Annotated in this window: 13 protein-coding genes and 1 pseudogene; 8 read left to right on the top strand and 6 right to left on the bottom strand. The window is 65.3% G+C overall.

The window, feature by feature from the left end; all coding sequences use genetic code 11:
* Positions 1-53: 53 nt before the first annotated feature.
* Positions 54-521: a helix-turn-helix domain-containing protein gene (locus ABZX90_RS37365; protein ID WP_355212653.1), complete on the bottom strand. Its 468-nt coding sequence runs from the start codon at positions 519-521 to the stop codon at positions 54-56.
* A gap of 153 nt (positions 522-674) precedes the next feature.
* Between ABZX90_RS37365 and ABZX90_RS37360 the strand changes: the two genes are divergently transcribed.
* Positions 675-1,850 carry a thiolase family protein gene (locus tag ABZX90_RS37360; protein ID WP_355212650.1) on the top strand — a complete coding sequence of 392 codons (1,176 nt, stop codon included), beginning with the start codon at positions 675-677 and terminating at the stop codon, positions 1,848-1,850.
* 13 nt (positions 1,851-1,863) lie between these two features.
* On the opposite strand, the gene ABZX90_RS37355 is transcribed toward ABZX90_RS37360, so the two are convergent.
* A complete protein-coding gene (locus ABZX90_RS37355; protein ID WP_351133931.1) occupies positions 1,864-2,682 on the bottom strand; it encodes a VTT domain-containing protein in 819 nt (272 codons plus the stop codon).
* Positions 2,683-2,731: 49 nt separating this feature from the next.
* Between ABZX90_RS37355 and ABZX90_RS37350 the strand changes: the two genes are divergently transcribed.
* The 3 genes from ABZX90_RS37350 (at position 2,732) to ABZX90_RS37340 (ending at position 6,028) form a co-directional block, all read left to right on the top strand.
* Positions 2,732-3,466: a DNA alkylation repair protein gene (locus ABZX90_RS37350; RefSeq protein WP_351133929.1), complete on the top strand. Its 735-nt coding sequence runs from the start codon at positions 2,732-2,734 to the stop codon at positions 3,464-3,466.
* A 383-nt stretch (positions 3,467-3,849) separates the two neighbouring features.
* The gene (gene tuf / locus ABZX90_RS37345) at positions 3,850-5,028 is read left to right on the top strand and encodes an elongation factor Tu (RefSeq protein ID WP_351133927.1); all 1,179 of its coding nucleotides are present in this window, start codon (positions 3,850-3,852) and stop codon (positions 5,026-5,028) included.
* A 154-nt stretch (positions 5,029-5,182) separates the two neighbouring features.
* Positions 5,183-6,028, top strand: a complete 846-nt coding sequence (locus tag ABZX90_RS37340; protein WP_351133925.1) for a fused MFS/spermidine synthase — start codon at positions 5,183-5,185, stop codon at positions 6,026-6,028.
* Here the strand turns inward: ABZX90_RS37340 and ABZX90_RS37335 are convergent.
* The 3 genes and pseudogenes from ABZX90_RS37335 to ABZX90_RS37325 form a co-directional block, all read right to left on the bottom strand.
* Positions 5,990-6,298: pseudogene (locus ABZX90_RS37335) on the bottom strand (MFS transporter); the annotation flags it as partial. The gene ABZX90_RS37340 and the pseudogene ABZX90_RS37335 overlap by 39 nt on opposite strands.
* Positions 6,299-6,366: 68 nt before the next feature.
* Positions 6,367-8,925 (bottom strand): FxSxx-COOH system tetratricopeptide repeat protein, encoded by a 2,559-nt coding sequence (fxsT, locus tag ABZX90_RS37330; protein ID WP_355212645.1) that lies wholly within the window; start codon positions 8,923-8,925, stop codon positions 6,367-6,369.
* Positions 8,922-9,215 (bottom strand): hypothetical protein, encoded by a 294-nt coding sequence (locus ABZX90_RS37325; protein ID WP_355212642.1) that lies wholly within the window; start codon positions 9,213-9,215, stop codon positions 8,922-8,924. Before ABZX90_RS37325 ends, fxsT begins: the two co-directional genes overlap by 4 nt.
* Positions 9,216-9,708: 493 nt before the next feature.
* Here ABZX90_RS37325 and ABZX90_RS37320 point away from each other — a divergent pair, with 493 nt between their 5' ends.
* Both ABZX90_RS37320 and ABZX90_RS37315 read left to right on the top strand, forming a co-directional pair.
* Entirely contained in the window at positions 9,709-11,820 is a 2,112-nt protein-coding gene (locus tag ABZX90_RS37320) for an AAA family ATPase (RefSeq protein ID WP_355212639.1), read from the top strand.
* A complete protein-coding gene (locus ABZX90_RS37315) occupies positions 11,817-13,586 on the top strand; it encodes a UvrD-helicase domain-containing protein (protein ID WP_355212636.1) in 1,770 nt (589 codons plus the stop codon). The genes ABZX90_RS37320 and ABZX90_RS37315 overlap by 4 nt, the downstream gene beginning before the upstream one ends.
* A 94-nt stretch (positions 13,587-13,680) precedes the next feature.
* Here ABZX90_RS37315 and ABZX90_RS37310 read toward each other — a convergent pair whose 3' ends face one another.
* Entirely contained in the window at positions 13,681-14,991 is a 1,311-nt protein-coding gene (locus ABZX90_RS37310; protein ID WP_355212633.1) for a tetratricopeptide repeat protein, read from the bottom strand.
* Between the two features lie 235 nt (positions 14,992-15,226).
* On the opposite strand from ABZX90_RS37310, the gene ABZX90_RS37305 reads away from it, so the two are divergent.
* Complete coding sequence (locus ABZX90_RS37305) at positions 15,227-15,793, top strand: ATP-binding protein (protein ID WP_355212630.1); 567 nt, start codon at positions 15,227-15,229, stop codon at positions 15,791-15,793.
* Between the two features lie 313 nt (positions 15,794-16,106).
* Complete coding sequence (locus ABZX90_RS37300; protein ID WP_355212627.1) at positions 16,107-16,406, top strand: hypothetical protein; 300 nt, start codon at positions 16,107-16,109, stop codon at positions 16,404-16,406.
* Positions 16,407-16,430 lie beyond the last annotated feature (24 nt).

The raw sequence follows: 16,430 nt of genomic DNA, 5'->3' as shown, positions 1-16,430 counted from the left end.
GTTCACCTACGAGGTCACCCGGCCCTGTACGAGGTGACCGGTCACCTACGAGGTCACCCGGCTCTGACCGCGGGCCCCGTCACGGTCCAGCCCGGGGCCTGCGGGTGGGCCGTGAGGGCGTCGTGCTCGACCTCTTCGCCGCATTCCCGGCAGACCACCTGGGGGACCAGCTCGTGGCCGCAGGTGTGCTCCAGCACCATGGGCCGGAAGCCGTCCTCCTGGAGGTGCCGGTCGCCCCATGCCATCAGGGTGAGCAGGACGGGTTCCAGTTCGAGACCCGCCCGCGTGGGCCGGTACTCGTAGCGCTTGGGGCGGTCGCTGTACTCCGCCTTCTCCAGCAGCCCGGCTTCGACGAGACGCTTCAGCCGGGTCGTCAGCACATCGCGAGGCGCGCCGGTGTTGCGCACCAGCTGGTCGAAGCGGGTGGCGCCGAGCGACACCTCGCGCAGGACCAGCAGGGAGTACTTCTCGCCGACGAGGGCGAGCGTCGCGGCGATCGAGCAGGGGCGGGCGTCCTTCATGGCATCAGTCTACCGAGTGGGTTGGAAGTTCCAACCCACTCGGTTACTCTTGGGTCACTTGGAGAGTTGGAAAATCAAACTCACTCGCCTTGACCGAGGGCCGGACCCGTCCGGTCGCCGGTTCCCCGACCTCACAGACCTGAGAGGCATCCCATGCGTGACGCCGTGATCGTCGAAGCCGTACGCACCCCGGTGGGCAAGGGCAAGCCGAACGGCTCCCTCGCCCACGTCCACCCCGTGGAACTCCTCGCCCACACGCTCCGCACCCTCGTCGAGCGCTCCGGGGTCGACCCGGCGCTGATCGACGACGTCATCGGCGGCACCGTCGACCAGATCGGCGAGCAGGCCATGAACACCACCCGGTACGCCGTGCTCTCCGCGGGATTCCCGGAGACGGTGCCCGCGACCACGGTGGACCGCCAGTGCGGCTCCTCGCAGCAGGCCGTGCACTTCGCCGCGCAGGGCGTCATGTCGGGGGCGTACGACATGGTCGTGGCCTGCGGTGTGGAATCGATGAGCCGTGTGCCGATGTGGTCCAACGTGCCGGCGGGCGCGGACCCCTTCGGGCCCGGGGTCGCCGAGCGCTATCCCGAGGGTCTGGTGCCGCAGGGCATCAGTGCCGAGCTCATCGCCGCCAAGTGGGGCATCACCCGCGAGCGGATGGACACCTTCGCCGTCGACTCGCACCGGAAGGCCGCCGAGGCGTGGAGCGGCGGTCTGTTCGACGCCGAGGTCGCGCCCCTGGAAGGTGTCACCCGGGACGAGAGCGTCCGTCCCGGCAGCACCCCCGAGATACTCGCCGGACTGAAGCCCGCCTACTACGACCCCGCCTTCGGCGAACGCTTCCCGCAGATCGACTGGTCGGTCACGGCCGGGAACGCGAGCCCGGTCAACGACGGCGCGTCCGCCGTGCTCATCACGTCGAGCGAGACCGCCGCCCGCCTCGGCCTGCGGCCCATCGCCCGTCTGCACAGCTTCGCCGTCACCGGTTCGGACCCGCTGCTGATGCTCACCGGCGTCATCCCGGCCACCGAGAAAGTGCTGCGCAAGGCCGGGCTGGACCTCGGCGACATCGACCTCTTCGAGGTGAACGAGGCCTTCGCCGCCGTCGTCCTGGCCTGGCAGCAGGAGACGGGAGCCGACCTGTCCAAGGTCAACGTGCACGGGGGAGCGATCGCGATCGGCCACCCGCTCGGCGCGAGCGGCACCCGCCTCACCACGACCCTCGTGCACGCGATGCGCGCCCGTGGGGCCCGCTACGCGCTGCAGACGATGTGCGAGGCGGGTGGACTGGCCAACGCGATGATTCTGGAGGCCGTACGCCCGTAGCGGCCGCCGTGTCTCAGTGGCCGCGCAGGTGGTGGCGCTTGCGCCAGGCCACCACCGCTCCGACCAGGGCGGGGACCGCGATGAAGGCCATCGCGATCAGGAAGGCCGGGGAGGTCGGCGACGACGCGCGGGCGCCGGCGACGGCGTACGCGGCGGTGTTCGGGATCGAGCCGAGCGCCGTCGCGAGCAGGAAGGGCAGCCAGCCCATGCGGGAGACGGCCGCGCAGTAGTTGGCGGCCCAGAACGGCACACCGGGGAACAGCCGGGCCGCCATCATCGAGCGGAAGCCGTGCCGGCTGAGCTGACCGTCCGCCGCTCTCAGCCAGCGGGCCCGCAGCAGCGGCCGCAGCGCGTCCTGTCCGAGGATCCGGCCGAGCCCGAAGGCGACACCGGCGCCGAGCACCGTGCCCACCAGTGCGGTGCCCAGGCCCAGTTGGGAGCCGAACAGGGCGCCGGCCGCCAGGTTGAGCAGCGGCCGGGGCACGAACGCGACGGTGCACAGCCCGTACGCCACGGCGAACGCGACGGACGCCGCGGCGCCGCCGAGCTGGGGCGGCCAGCCGCCGGCGAGCAGCCGCTGCGGTTCGAAGAGCAGCACGCTCGACGCGGCCGCCGCGAGCAGCGCGACCAGCAGGGAGAGCCGCGACCAGGGCGAGAGCAGCGCTCTCATGCAACGCGCGGCCGGGCCGGTGCGTGCGACGGTCAGGAACGCGGGTGCGGCGACGGCGATCTCCGAGGCGACGACCAGGTCGCCGGCGACGGTGAGCTCCGTGGCGGCGGCCTGGGGAGTGGCCGTGGCGGTGCCCCCAGAGCGGGTGGTGGCATCGAGCATCCGGTGACAGTAGCCGACGCGTGTGTGTGATCGCCGTATGGTTCGTCTCATGGGCGTCACAGCTTCCGGAACGTCAGGTGCGCGGTTCGCGGTGCCGGACAGCACCCTCGCGGACACCGTGCTGGAACGGCTCACCGCCGTCTACCCGGCCGGCGCCGACCCCCTGCGGGCCGCGTCGATGCGCGCGTACATGAAGGACATCGCCCCCTTCCTCGGGCTGACGACGCCCGAGCGCCGTGCCCTGTCCCGCACCGTGCTCCTGGACACCCCCCGTCCCGACGAGGAGGACTGCACGGCCCTCGCACTGCGTTGCTGGAAGCTGCCGGAACGCGAGTACCAGTACTTCGCCGTCGACTACCTGCGCCGCCATGTGACGCGTCTCTCATCGGGTTTCCTGCCGGTGGCCCGGCATCTCGTCTCCACCGTCTCCTGGTGGGACACGGTCGACGCCCTCGCCGCGCATGTGGTGGGGGGCCTGGTGGCCGCCGATCCCGCACTGCGGACCGACATGGACGCCTGGATCGAGGACGACGATCTGTGGGTCGCCCGTACGGCGCTGCTCCACCAGCTCCGCTACAAGGAGGCCACCGACACCGGGCGCCTCTTCGCATACTGCGTCCGCCGGTCCGGGCATCCCGACTTCTTCATCCGCAAGGCCATCGGATGGTGTCTGCGCGAATACGCCAAGACCGACCCGCAGGCCGTACGGGACTTCGTCGCCGCGGAGCGGGAAAGACTCGCGCCGCTGTCCGTGCGCGAGGCCCTCAAGAACATCGGTCCCTGAGGCTGCGAGCCGCCGACGACCCTCCACGGGACCCCGCGCCCTTGCGGCCCCTGACGCACCGCCCGCACCACCTGCACCGCCCGCACCGCACCGGTCCACGGAGCGCGGAAAACCATTCGACGTGGGCAGACGCGTCGGCAATGATCTCCTCATGTTCCGGTACGCCTTCCTCCTCGCAGCATCCGCAGTCGCGGATGCGCCGAAGGCTGCCGTCCCGATCATCACGGCAGCCGTCGACGGCGCCCGAAGCTGACCCTTCCCGGATTGTCCGGCGGACCCCGCAGGGGGAGGGTCGGCAACTCCTGGGGGTCCCCGTCCCGGCCCGTTCGCGCCGGGGCCATCGCTCAGCTCAGCTGACACTGCAGAGGCTTCGAGGTACAGCCATGCCCAAGACGGCTTACGTGCGCACCAAACCGCACCTGAACATCGGCACCATGGGTCACGTCGACCACGGCAAGACCACCCTGACCGCCGCCATCACCAAGGTTCTCGCCGAGCGCGGCTCCGGCGGCTCCACCCGCTACGTCCCGTTCGACCGGATCGACCGGGCGCCGGAGGAGGCCGCGCGCGGCATCACCATCAACATCGCGCACGTCGAGTACGAGACCGACACCCGGCACTACGCGCACGTGGACATGCCGGGCCACGCCGACTACGTCAAGAACATGGTCACGGGCGCGGCCCAGCTCGACGGGGCGATCCTCGTCGTGTCCGCGCTGGACGGGATCATGCCGCAGACCGCCGAGCACGTGCTGCTCGCCCGGCAGGTGGGTGTCGACCACATCGTGGTCGCTCTGAACAAATCCGACATGGCGGACGAGGAGCTCGCCGACCTCGTGGAGCTGGAGGTCCGCGAGCTGCTCTCCTCGCAGGGCTACGGGGGCGACTCCGTTCCCGTCGTGAGGGTGTCCGGCCTCAAGGCCCTTGAGGGGGACCCGCGGTGGACGGCGGCGATCGACGCGCTGCTCGACGCCGTGGACACCTATGTGCCGATGCCCGAGCGCTATCTCGACGCGCCGTTCCTGATGCCGGTCGAGAACGTGCTCACCATCACCGGACGCGGAACGGTCGTCACCGGTGCCGTGGAGCGCGGCACGATCCACGTCGGCGACCGCGTCGAGGTGCTCGGCGCCGACGTCGACACGGTGGTCACCGGCCTGGAGACCTTCGGCAAGCCCATGGAGGAGGCGCAGGCCGGCGACAACGTGGCGTTGCTGCTGCGCGGAGTGCCCCGCGACGCGGTCCGCCGCGGGCACATCGTCGCCGCGCCCGGCAGCGTCGTACCGAGTAGTCGTTTCACGGCGCAGGTGTACGTCCTGTCGACGCGCGAGGGCGGTCGTACGACAGCCGTCTCCACCGGGTACCGGCCGCAGTTCTACATTCGCACCGCGGACGTGGTCGGCGACGTCGACCTCGGCGAGCGGGCCGTCGCCCGGCCCGGCGACACCGTCACCATGACGGTCGAGCTCGGTCGCGAGGTGCCGCTGGAGCCGGGCCTCGGCTTCGCGATCCGCGAGGGCGGCCGGACGGTCGGCGCCGGGACGGTGACGTCGGTCGGCTGACGCCCGGCCCGGTATGCCGACACGGGTGCCCGCCACGAGATGGCGGGCACCCGTTTCCGCTGCCCGGCCGGGAGCGGGCGCCGGCGCGCCCTGTGCGGGGAGGGTGCCGGACTCCCCGGCCGCCGGCGGAGTGTGAGGACGGCACAATGGACCCGTGGACGAGCCGATACCCGTGACGCGGGCCGTGGATCACGGGACCGCGAAGCTGATGCCCGACGTGGACCGCGAGAGGGCGTGGCTGCTGACGGTGGACGGCGCACCCCAGTCGTACGTGGATCTGGACGAGCCGACGCATCTGGAGTTCGAGTACACACGGCGGCTCGGGCATGTGCTGGACACGGTGGCGGAACCGGGACGCGACCTGGACGTGCTGCACCTCGGCGGCGGGGCGCTCACCCTGCCGCGCTACGTGGCGGCCACCCGGCCCGGTTCCCGACAGGACGTGGTGGAGGCGGACCAGGGCCTGCTGGCCATGATCGGCGAGTATCTGCCGGTGCCCGGCGGCGCGGGCATCGAGGTGCACGGCGCCGACGCCCGCACCTGGATCGAAGCCGCCGCCCCCGACTCCGCGGACATCCTGATCGCGGACGTCTTCGGCGGCTCGCGCGTACCGGCGCACCTGACGTCCACGGCCTACGCGAGGGCCGCCGAGCGGGTGCTGCGCCCCGACGGTGTCTATCTCGCCAACCTCGCGGACGCGGCGCCGTTCGCGTTCCTCCGCTCCCAACTCGCGACGTTCTCGACGGTGTTCGAGGAGATCGCCCTCATCGCCGAACCAGGGGTGCTGCGCGGCCGGCGCTTCGGCAACGCGGTGCTCGTGGCCTCCCACCGCCCGCTCGACACGGCCGCCCTGGCCCGTCGTACCGCCGCCGACGCCTTTCCCGCGCGCGTCGAACACGGCCCCGGGCTGCGGAAGTTCATCGGCGGGGCCGCTCCGGTGCGCGACGAGAACGCCGTTCCGTCACCCGAGCCGCCCGGCGGAGCCTTCGGCATCGGCTGACACGCGCTCCGAGCCGGACACCGGAGCGGGGGCGCCCTGTGCCACCGGCCGGGTCCGCCGCGTCAGGTTCCGGACGTCCGGAACGCACAGCACCGCCGCCGTGACCACCACGACCAGCGTCGCGCAGCCCCACAGCGCGGGCGTACGGCCGAAGGCCTGCTCCGCGGGACCCGCCAGCGCCGTGGCCAGCGGGACCATCGCGATCGAGCCGAACCAGTCGTACGCCGACACCCGCGAGAGCTTGTCCTCGGGGATCTCCTGGTGGAGCGCGCAACACCTCGGCGAGTGCAACCTTCTGAGCTCCTGTCGCCAACCTTTGGTGCGCGGGGTTGGCGTCGCTAGGGTTCGTCCCCTGTTAGGTCTTCCAGCGCTGCACGGATCGCACTGAGGTTGTTCAGACGGATGGCGGTGGTGGGGTGGTCGGGGCCGAGGGTCGCCTCGGTGATGGCCAGCGCCCGCTCCTCCAACGGCAGGGCCTCGGTGTGCCGCCCCAGCGCGCTGAACGTGCCGGCGAGGTTGCCCAGGCAGGTGGCGGTGTCGGGGTGGTCGGGGCCGAGGGTCGCCTTGGTGATGGCCAGCGCCCGCTCCTCCAACGGCAGGGCTTCGGTGTGCCGCCCCAGATCGCTGAACGTCCTGGCGAGGTTGCCCAGGCGAAGGGCGGTGGTGGGGTGGTCGGGGCCGAGGGTCGCCTTGGTGATGGCCAGCGCCCGCTCCTCCAACGGCAGGGCTTCGGTGTGCCGCCCCAGATCGCTGAACGTGCCGGCGAGGTTGCCCAGGCAGGTGGCGGTTTCGGGGTGGTCGGGGCCGAGAGCTGCCTTGGTGATGGCCAGCGCCCGCTCCTCCAACGGCAGGGCTTCGGTGTGCCGCCCCAGCGCGCTGAACGTCCTGGCGAGGTTGCCCAGGCGAAGGGCGGTGTCGGGGTGGTTGGGGCCGAGGGCGGCCTCGGTGATGGCCAGCGCCCGCTCCTTCAACGGCAGGGCCTCGGTGTGCCGCCCCAGCGCGCTGAACGTGCTGGCGAGGTTGCCCAGGCGAAGGGCGGTGGTGGGGTGGTCGGGGCCGAGGGCGGCCTCGGTGATGGCCAGCGCCCGCTCCTCCAACGGCAGGGCCTCGGTGTGCCGCCCCAGCGCGCTGAACGTTCCGGCGAGGTTGCCCAGGCGAAGGGCGGTGGTGGGGTGGTCGGGGCCGAGGGTCGCCTTGGTGATGGCCAGCGCCCGCTCCTCCAACGGCAGGGCTTCCGCGTGCCGCCCCAGATCGCTGAACGTCCCGGCGAGGTTGCCCAGGCAGGTGGCGGTTTCGGGCTGGTCGGGGCCGAGAGCTGCCTTGGTGATGGCCAGCGCCCGCTCCTCCAACGGCAGGGCTTCCGCGTGCCGCCCCAGCGCGCTGAACGTCCTGGCGAGGTTGCCCAGGCGAAGGGCGGTGTCGGGGTGGTCGGGGCCGAGAGCTGCCTCGGTGATGACCAGCGCCCGCTCCTCCAACGGCAGGGCTTCCGCGGCCTGACCACGGGCCGTCAGATAGAACGCAGTCTGGCCCAGCAGCGCAGCAAGGTTTGAGATCGTTTCAGTGCCATGGCAGTGCGTGTTTACGGCTTCCACATGGGGCAGGAGCTCTTGCCATTGCGGCCAACTCTGCACGTTCTCGGGAGTACCCGATGGCATCGAGGTATGCAGCAGGTTCAGGGCGGTTTCGCTCGGGTGATGTGGGATGAGAGGCCGGGGCCGGCGTAGCAGTCGCCAGATTCCGCGGGACTGCACTCTTGGAGCGGGTGCGGGGGTGGTGCAGCGCAGCACGGTCTGGACAAGGCGGTGAACGGTCACCGTGAGATCTGTGAGGGTGATCAGGCTGTACGCGGCAAGGACGCCCAGCACATAATCCACGTCCCGAATCGTGGGTAGGGCAGTAGTGAGTACATGGCGGGGCAAGGGATCGGGGGCAAGGTAGGCCAATGTCCTCAACAACTCAACCGCGTGCCGGTCTTCAACTTGTACGGCGCTGAACGTGACGCTCCACAACTGGGCGATGGTGCGCTGCTGAGAATCGCCGGGGGTGGTGGCTGCGAGTACACCGGCTGGGTCGGCCCGTAGTCGGGTGAGGTAGCTGGTGGTGCTGGCGCGGGTCTGTACCAGGTAGGCGCCGGCCTGCTGCAGGGCCAAGGGCAGATATCCGAGTTCCTCGGCCAGATCAGCCAGCCCTGCAGCGTCACTGTCTGCTTGGCGTCCGGTGATCTCCTGCAACACCCGCACGGCGGCTTCCGGTTCCAGCGTGCCCAAGCGTAGGGGCGTTCCGAGGTCGCGCCAGGGCAGGTCGCGACGGGTGGTGACCAGGATCTGGCCGGTGCTGAGCCGGCCGAGGTAGGGGTGTAGGTCGGCGGGCTCTTCCGCGTTGTCGAACACCAACAGCCATCCGGTGCGTCCTTGCAGCCAGGCAACGGCCCAGTCGGCTGCATCATCGAGTGGCAGGGCGGCGTGCACCGGGTTGACGGCAGCAGCCAGGGAAGCCAGACCGGCCGTGATGGCTGCGATCGATGACGCGTCGATCCACCACACAGGACCGTGGCCAGCTGCCATGCACGCGTGGGCGTGGTGCAGGACCAAGGTGCTCTTGCCGACTCCGCCCATTCCCCGCACGGTCTGGCTGACGATCCCCGTCCCCGTCGACGGCAACTCCCGCAAAGCCCCGAGCGCACTGTCACGGCCTTCGAAGACACGGCTGTCCGGTGCGGGCAGGTTGTTCAGCTGCGCTAACACCTCGTCTGCGACCGCCGGTTGCAGGGCGTTGGGATGCAGCACAAGGTTCCGCAGCTCGATCCGCGCCTGGTCGCCGGTGGAAATTACGCCGGAACTGTTGGCCGCGGAAGCAGAATGGTCTCCTGATGCGGCTGGTGTGGGTGGCTTCGTCATCGCTGAACGGTGCCGTTGTCCCCCGTGATGATCACCCCGGAATTGTCCTGCGTGGCCACCGCCCGCTCACCCGAGGCAGTCGACGTTCCGGGCACCGTGGCAGCCGGCGGAACCGGAGACCCGATCACGGACGATGCCCAGGCCCCCAACACACCCGCGATGACTGCGCCGGCTCCCGCACCTGTCCCGATCCGCGTCGACTGATCCCACGGCAACAACAGATCACCCAGCAGCACACACAACCCGAACACCACCAACGACCCGAAGATCACCGACAGCCAACGACCCACCCGACCCATCCGGCGCCCCCTCACACCCAATCAGCGAACGAACCATGCTTCCACGACAACAGGCACAGCTCACACTGTTCCGACGATCCGGTGCCAGAGCGGGTCTCATTGCTCCGGGCTGCTCTCCCCCGGCGTGTGGAAGCGGGACAGGATGACGTGCATCAAGCCGCCGTTATTACGGTCGGCTGGCTCCCCTGGGAGGAACGAGCGCTTGATCCATGTCAAGCCGCGTTCACAGACCTCTGTGAGACTGGCCGCCCGGCGCCTGTACGCAGGGTCTGCACTATGCGGTCTCGCCGCCCGGCGGAACCACAGAGTCGCATCAGTCTCGGCGCAGGATCTTTGATGAAAGTGCCTCTCATCACTCACCTAGCGTGACAAACTGCCTCAACAGGAACGCAGGGCCTAACAGTCCCCAGCGTCCTCAGTAGCCATGAGATGCATCAGTAGCAGTTCATGACTAGCTCGGCAGTTCGTCTTGTCAGGAGGGGCCGTGAGCGTGAGCATTCCAGCACAATCCAATCAGCCGAAAAATACACGCCCGGCACTCCCGCCATCGGTCACAAAGGTCGAAGTCAAGAATTTCCGCCTCTTGAGGGACGTAACCGTCTCGCTCAACGAGGATGTCACCGTCTGCGTTGGTCGAAATAACACCGGAAAAACATCTCTTGCCGAGGTTCTAAGCAGGTTTCTCCGAACAGCTGACGTCAACCTATCCTTGGAGGACTTCTCGGCGGACTCGTACGTCGAGTTCGCGGAGGCGTACCGCGCATTTTCTGGCGGCGACGAGGAGGCCGCACGTAAAGTCATTCCAGAGATTTCAGTCACAATGCACATTAGCTACAGCCGTAGCGAATATGGCCCTCTTGGGCCATTGATTATCGATCTCGATCCGGGCTGCAATGAGGCTATTGTAAGCATTCGCTATGCATTGAAGCCTGGCACCATGAAAGACTTCTTCAGGGATTGCCCCGGCTCCCTCGGGGAGGATTGGGAGGAGTCTCTCCTAATAAGCCTCATCGGCCCGCGGATCCCTCACCTTTATGAGCGCTCAGCTATCGCCGTTGATCCTACGGACGCGACTAACTTCCGAGCCGTGACAGTTGCGGAAGTTGCGCGAGCAGTGAAGGTTGACTTTGTAAAAGCGCAACGAGGTCTTGACGACGAGAAGGAGCGACCTAAGGACCAGATCGGCAAAGTCCTTGAATCTCTTTTTATGGTGGCCGCCAAGGCGGACGACGGATCGATCCTTAAGAATTTTGCGACTGATACAGAAAGCGCACTGGAGGGAATTGTAGAGAGCCTGAATGACCATCTGCAAGATATGTACAGCCAAATGGCGCCTACCGTCTTGGAGTTCGGATATCCCGGCCTAGGTAATCGCAATTTTTCCACAAGAACCACGCTCGACTCCAAGCGGCTTCTATCGAATTTCACTAGCATCAAGTATCCAGGGACTTCTGGCGTTGAACTGCCGGAGTCGTACAGCGGACTGGGTAGCCGAAATCTCTTGCTGATCTTGCTAACGCTATTTAGCTACTATCGAGAATACTCCGCTCGGGGAACTGACGCGTGCGCGCATCTAGTATTCATCGAGGAGCCAGAAGCCCACCTTCATCCACAGATGCAAGAGACTTTTATCCAGCAGTTGGAAACTTTCAAAAGGAAGTTTCCCAGCACAGATGGTTCCGCGCAGCACTGGAATGCACAGTTCTTGGTGACTACTCACTCGGCTCATATCGCTAACAGAGCGGGCTTCTCCGCCATCAGGTATTTTCGTCTATGTGAGAATGTCGATTCCGGAGAAGCGACAAGTTCACTAGTGCTAAATCTTGCTGAGGCTCCAGGAATCGACAAGGAGTTTCTGCATAAGTACTTGACACTAACCAGGGCCGACCTTTTCTTCGCCGACAAAGCAATTCTCATCGAAGGCGTAACTGAGCGTATCTTCATCCCGGCCGCCATAGCCAAGTTTGATGAACCCGCAGGAAGTAATGGCAGAAGTCTCTCAAGTCAGTACGTTAGCATCATGGAAGTAGGAGGTGCCCACGCTCACATTTTCTATCCATTCCTTGATTTTCTTGGGCTGCAAACCCTAGTAATCACCGACTTGGATTCGGTAAAGCCTGACCCTAAGTACCTTGAAGCGTGTTGCGTTCAGGAGGGTACAACAACAACGAACGAGGGCATCAAGAAATGGTTCTCTCGGGATGAAATGTCGCCGGCTGATCTGCTAAAAACTGCAGAAAGCAGCCTCCCTATTAGTGAAATGAAAGGTCTTGCCTACCAAGTCCCTGAGAAGCCAGGTGACCCGTGCGGTCGAACGTTTGAGGATGCATTCATCCTAGCCAACCCTGCGCTATTCGGACTTAATGAGACAGGCACTCTTTTGGAGCGCGAGGAGCTAGCCAGGGCGTCGGCTAAGAGGTACAAGAAGAGCGATTTCGCTCTAACTTTCGCAATCGACGAGGACAACTGGGAAATCCCTCGCTACATCAGGCGTGGGCTGGAGTGGCTACTCGATCGAGCGCCAGAGGGGTCAGCCGCTATAGACGAATCCCCTGCGGAGGCCGAAGCATCCTTCAATCAGGTGGTGGTCAAGTGACTGCGAAAGCAGAGGCATCTTTCACTGCGGAAAAAGAGAGTGAGAATGCTCTAAATGGCATCCTCACGGCGCTGGGCAATCGAAGTAACTTTAAGTTGGAAGCTGGCGCCGGGGCGGGAAAGACAACATCCCTGATTAACGCGCTGCAACATATCTTGGCAGACAAGTCGAAATACCTGCCGCGCAGTGGTCAAAGTGTAGCCTGCATTACCTACACGAACGTTGCTCGTAACGAGATAATTCAGCGCACGGATGCCAGCCCGCATGTTTTCGCCGCGACGATTCATGGTTTCCTCTGGGAGGTAATCTCCCCTTTCAGGAAAGCTCTGCTCGGCGAAATCATCACGTTGCCCAGGTGGGAAACTCTATTGGATGGGCGCACCTCGCTTCAAGGTTTCACGGTTGCTTATGATCTGGGATTCCGTGGTCTCGATGGGGAAACCGCCACTCTGCACCATGATGACGTTCCTGTGCTCGCTATTCGCCTACTCGCTAACCGGAAGTTCCGATCACTCGTCGCCGACAGGTTCCCGATTATCTTCGTTGATGAGTATCAGGACACGCCGGCAGGTCTGGCGGAAGCCATGCTAGATAGCACTTCAGGTTCCTCGGCGGAGTCAACCTATGGATTCTTTGGCGACCACTGGCAACAGATTTACGACAGGACCTGCGGATCGATTGATCACCTGCCCGTCCTTCCAATCCAGAAAAAAGCAAACTGGCGTTCTAGTGCAGCCGTCGTGAGTCTGCTGAATCACATGCGTCCCGAACTACCTCAAGCCCCTGTGGTTGGTGCCGCGAGAGGCTCAGTAATGGCGTACCACACAAACGGCTGGGCAGGCTCAAGGGGTTCACGTTCAAAGAAAGGCCAGATTCCAGACGACGTCCTCAAACGGACACTGCGATGGGTGGCAGACGAAATGCGAGGGCGGCAGGGGGACGAAGAACCGAAAGTTCTAATGCTCACACATTCTTCGATTGCCTCAGAGCTGGGCTTCGGTAACGTCGACAAAGTTTTCAAGTATAACGAGGACTATGTAAGAAAGCGTGACGAAGTCATCGCTTTTCTGCTGGATGTCATTGAGCCTTGCTCTGACTACTTTCGCAGTAGGCAGTACGGTCCGATGTTCGATGCGCTCAAACGAACCCGACCCCGTATGCGGAAGCGCAGCGATAAAGTTGGGTGGTCGGAACTTTTCGCTGAAATTGACGGGGCGCGCACAACCGGGACGGTCGGCGATCTCCTGGACATCGTTTTGCGTCAGAAGTATTTCTCACCGCCTCAGGTGCTACTCGATCGTCAACGGAAGTGGGAACAGCTTTGCAGTGACGGTGAAGCCGGGCAAGAGGTATCCGTGTCTCGCCGCGTAGAAGAGTATGGAAAACTTAGGGCTGTCAGCTACAGAGAGGTGTCGGCCCTAAGGCATTACGTGGAAGAAAAGACGCCGTTTTCTACTCAGCATGGCGTTAAAGGTGCTGAGTACCCTAGCGTTTTGGCCGTCTTTGGTGGCTGGACTCGCTATAATTTCCCGGCGATGCTAGCCAATTTTCCCGATCGAGAAGGCCTTGATGATGAGGAGGCTAAGCGATTCGAACGGGCGCGCAATCTCTTCTACGTCGCTTGTTCGCGCGCTAAAGGTGATCTGGTGCTCCTCTTCACTACGGAGCTTTCAAAACAGGCGCTACAGACGCTTGAAGAGTGGCTAGGCGCGTCTAACGTTGTAGCCATTCAGTACACCCCTGAAGGGGTGCCTGTAAGTTCGTAAGACTTCGGCGTGGCAGCTCGGCAGGATACGTTAATAGGAGTTGCGTAACCCGGTAGTGGCGTAGCTCCAGCGAGTTGATAATTTGCTGGCACATTCAGAACGGAAGTTCGGTCCTTGCGGCGCCGTGTTTAATGGTCATGATGCGCTCATGGAAGTCGCGTGTTGATGATTCTCGCGGGTAGCGAAAGCGGAGTTCCTTATCCAGTTCGTCAGCGACCAGAAGTAAAGAGGGAAGAGACTTCCTGTCGGTTTCGAGTGCGGTGGTTCCCATGGTGATGGCCTCTTCTATGTCCCCGGTGCGGGCGGCAGCGACTCCGAGCGTGAGGCGGGCCTCCGCAGCACGCATGGGAGAGACCTCTGTTCCGTCGGGGCCTGTGCTGATGCGGATCACTGAGCGGGCGTGTGCTGCGGCGCGTTCGTCGTCTCCGAGGAGGCGGTAGGCGTCCATCTCATAGAAGTCCCACTTGTCAGGGTCGATGATGAAGTGGTGTTCTGGGTGGTCCGGGCGCGGTAGTCGGTCCAGACGGGCGCGGCCAGCATCGAGGGAGTCTCGGACCAGGCGGCCGTCTCCCATGCGCGCGGCGGCTCGTGCCTTGTGGGCGTAGAGCTGTACTCCGACGGAATGGGTCTGGTCGGCGACGTGTCCGGCCTCGACTGCGTCGAGCATGTCTTGCCAACGGCTCTGGGTGAGGGCGAACCACGCCTCAATCTCCCATGCCCACGCCATGATTTCGCCGTGGCCGGCCTCTTGGCCGATGCGGAGTGCGGCGGCCTTGCTGAGGTTCGCGGCCTCGCGCTGGCCCCGGTCGTACTGGACGCACGCATTCAGCAGGAACAGCCATCCGGTGTCGACGAGTAGTTCCCGGTGCTGGCGGAGCGTCATGCGGCCTTCGAGCTGCTTGGTGACGTACTGGAGACCGTTGCGGGTGCGGTCGTGGAGAGAGTCGGCGTCGGCGTACGGGTATGCGCGGGCGAGTTGGTTGATGCCCTGTTCGATCGATTCCAGGGCTGCGCTGTTGATGCTGGACATCTCGGTGCGCCGGAGCATCTCGGCGATGTCCCAGAGGCCAGCTCCGCCCTGTGCGATCAGGGTGCTGGGGTCGTCGGCTCGGGATGCGGGGGCTGGTCGCTCCAACTCCCATGGGCGGGGTGCAAGTCCTGCGAGATGGCCGGGGATGCGGAGACCGTCGACGACTTCGAGGATCTTGAAGTGCTGGGTGATCCGTGGGCGGACGCCCTTGCCGTCGGTCGCGGGGCGGGCCATCTTGCCGATGTGTTCACGCTTGTAGCCGACGGCTTCGGAGATCTTGGCGTAGCTGATGTGGCCGTGGATCTTGGCGAGTCTGAAGACTTCGCCGAAGTCGTGGTTGGCGATCGCTGACCGCACGTCCGCACGTTCGAGCACGTGCGGCGGCAGAGCTGCCGGTGTCGGAGCTACCTCGGTCATCTCACTTCCCCATCGTGATTGACCTGACGCCCTTCGTCAGATCGGCTCTCTCGATCTGCACTCACGTCCTGGCTCCGAGTGTACCGATGAGGGGGGTCCCCAAGAGGGGGGAGCGTCACGTGGGTTGAAGGGTGCACCCTCATCACCCTGCCGGGATGGCCTCGGTAGACGTGACCTGAGACGGGACCCGTTCATGGACGCGAGAAGAGCGCGATCACATGCGCACTTAGCGAGTGAGCTGGACGCGTATGCCCACTGGTTCATCGCGCCGGATCCTTCAACTGGCGGGCGCTATCTGACGCTGACGCTATTCACCGACTGCGGCAACGCGGCACGTGTCGCGCGTGATCAGACGGCTGAGTTCCTCCGGGGCGTGGGTGCCGGCGAAGTGGTGGACGACGCTCAGCTGATCGTTTCAGAGCTGGTCGGGAACGTGGTGAACCACGTCGTGCCGGAGCGTTCACTGACTCGTCCTGGCGGTTCCACCCGTGTGGACGTGCACTTCAAGGTGTGGCCGAAGTGGCTGTTCATCGGGGTTACGGATGAGGACTCGTCACCACCGATGCTGCCGCTCGGTGACGCGTTCTGGCCGGGCCTGATGGAAGGGCTGTCGGAAGCGGTCCTACCGGATACCGGCCGAGGGCTGCTCATCGTTCAGCGTTTGGCGGCGGCCGTCTGGTGGGCCGCGGAGGACCGAGGCGGCAAGACCGTGTGGTGCCGCCTCGATCTCGACGGTGCGACTCGGGGCCCGCTGTTTTGACGATCTCCGGCCGTCGTTGCGCGTCTTGCTCTCTCATGAGCGCTCGACGGTCGGACGCCGGAAGGTAGCTCCTCCGGCGAACGGGGCGTGGCTCCTGAGGATTTCGCTGAGTTCCCCGCTCGGCGCTCAGGGGCCGCGCTTCACAACCTCATACCGAGACCGGATCACCCCCGCGCCTGGACAGCAACTGGGGTGATCCGGCTGGGGACACTGCGATCCCCGGTGCCAGATGGTACCGGGGTCGCAGTGCTGCGTCTGCTTCTGGCCCTGGAATCAAGGGAGTTGACGATCTGTTAGGTAGAGGTGAGTGAAGGTGTCCGGCTCGGATGAGAACTGGCTCGGCGGCGATCTCGACGACATCACCGACGTTGAGGCCGTGCTGTGGGTGCGTGGCGTCGACTACATGGCGGGCTGGCGTGATGCGCGTGAGTCCACGGACCAGCTGAACCGGGCGATGCTCGGGGTCGGGCTGGAGCGGTCGGAGGTGCGGGCGGTCGCCTCGACCGATGAGGAGGGGCGCGGGGTCGTGCGGTTGGCGGGGATGCCGGACGCCGTGGGTCGACTCGCCCAGCTCCTGGAGGCACTCGCCCGTAGTGACGGCGGTGCGCTGTGAGGGGTGTTTCCGCTGGTGAGCGGT

It is taken from the genome of Streptomyces sp. NPDC002935, from assembly GCF_040611295.1.
GTDB lineage: Bacteria > Actinomycetota > Actinomycetes > Streptomycetales > Streptomycetaceae > Streptomyces.
The sequence above is the reverse complement of the archived record's forward strand: the minus strand, read 5'-3'. Positions and strand labels throughout refer to the sequence as shown.

Bases quoted from the DNA above. Each gene is read 5' to 3' on its own strand.
- ABZX90_RS37365 (WP_355212653.1), bottom strand. From the start codon at position 521: ATGAAGGACGCCCGCCCCTGCTCGATCGCCGCGACGCTCGCCCTCGTC.
- ABZX90_RS37360 (WP_355212650.1), top strand. From the start codon at position 675: ATGCGTGACGCCGTGATCGTCGAAGCCGTACGCACCCCGGTGGGCAAG.
- ABZX90_RS37355 (WP_351133931.1), bottom strand. From the start codon at position 2,682: ATGCTCGATGCCACCACCCGCTCTGGGGGCACCGCCACGGCCACTCCC.
- ABZX90_RS37350 (WP_351133929.1), top strand. From the start codon at position 2,732: ATGGGCGTCACAGCTTCCGGAACGTCAGGTGCGCGGTTCGCGGTGCCG.
- tuf (WP_351133927.1), top strand. From the start codon at position 3,850: ATGCCCAAGACGGCTTACGTGCGCACCAAACCGCACCTGAACATCGGC.
- fxsT (WP_355212645.1), bottom strand. From the start codon at position 8,925: ATGACGAAGCCACCCACACCAGCCGCATCAGGAGACCATTCTGCTTCC.
- ABZX90_RS37305 (WP_355212630.1), top strand. From the start codon at position 15,227: ATGGACGCGAGAAGAGCGCGATCACATGCGCACTTAGCGAGTGAGCTG.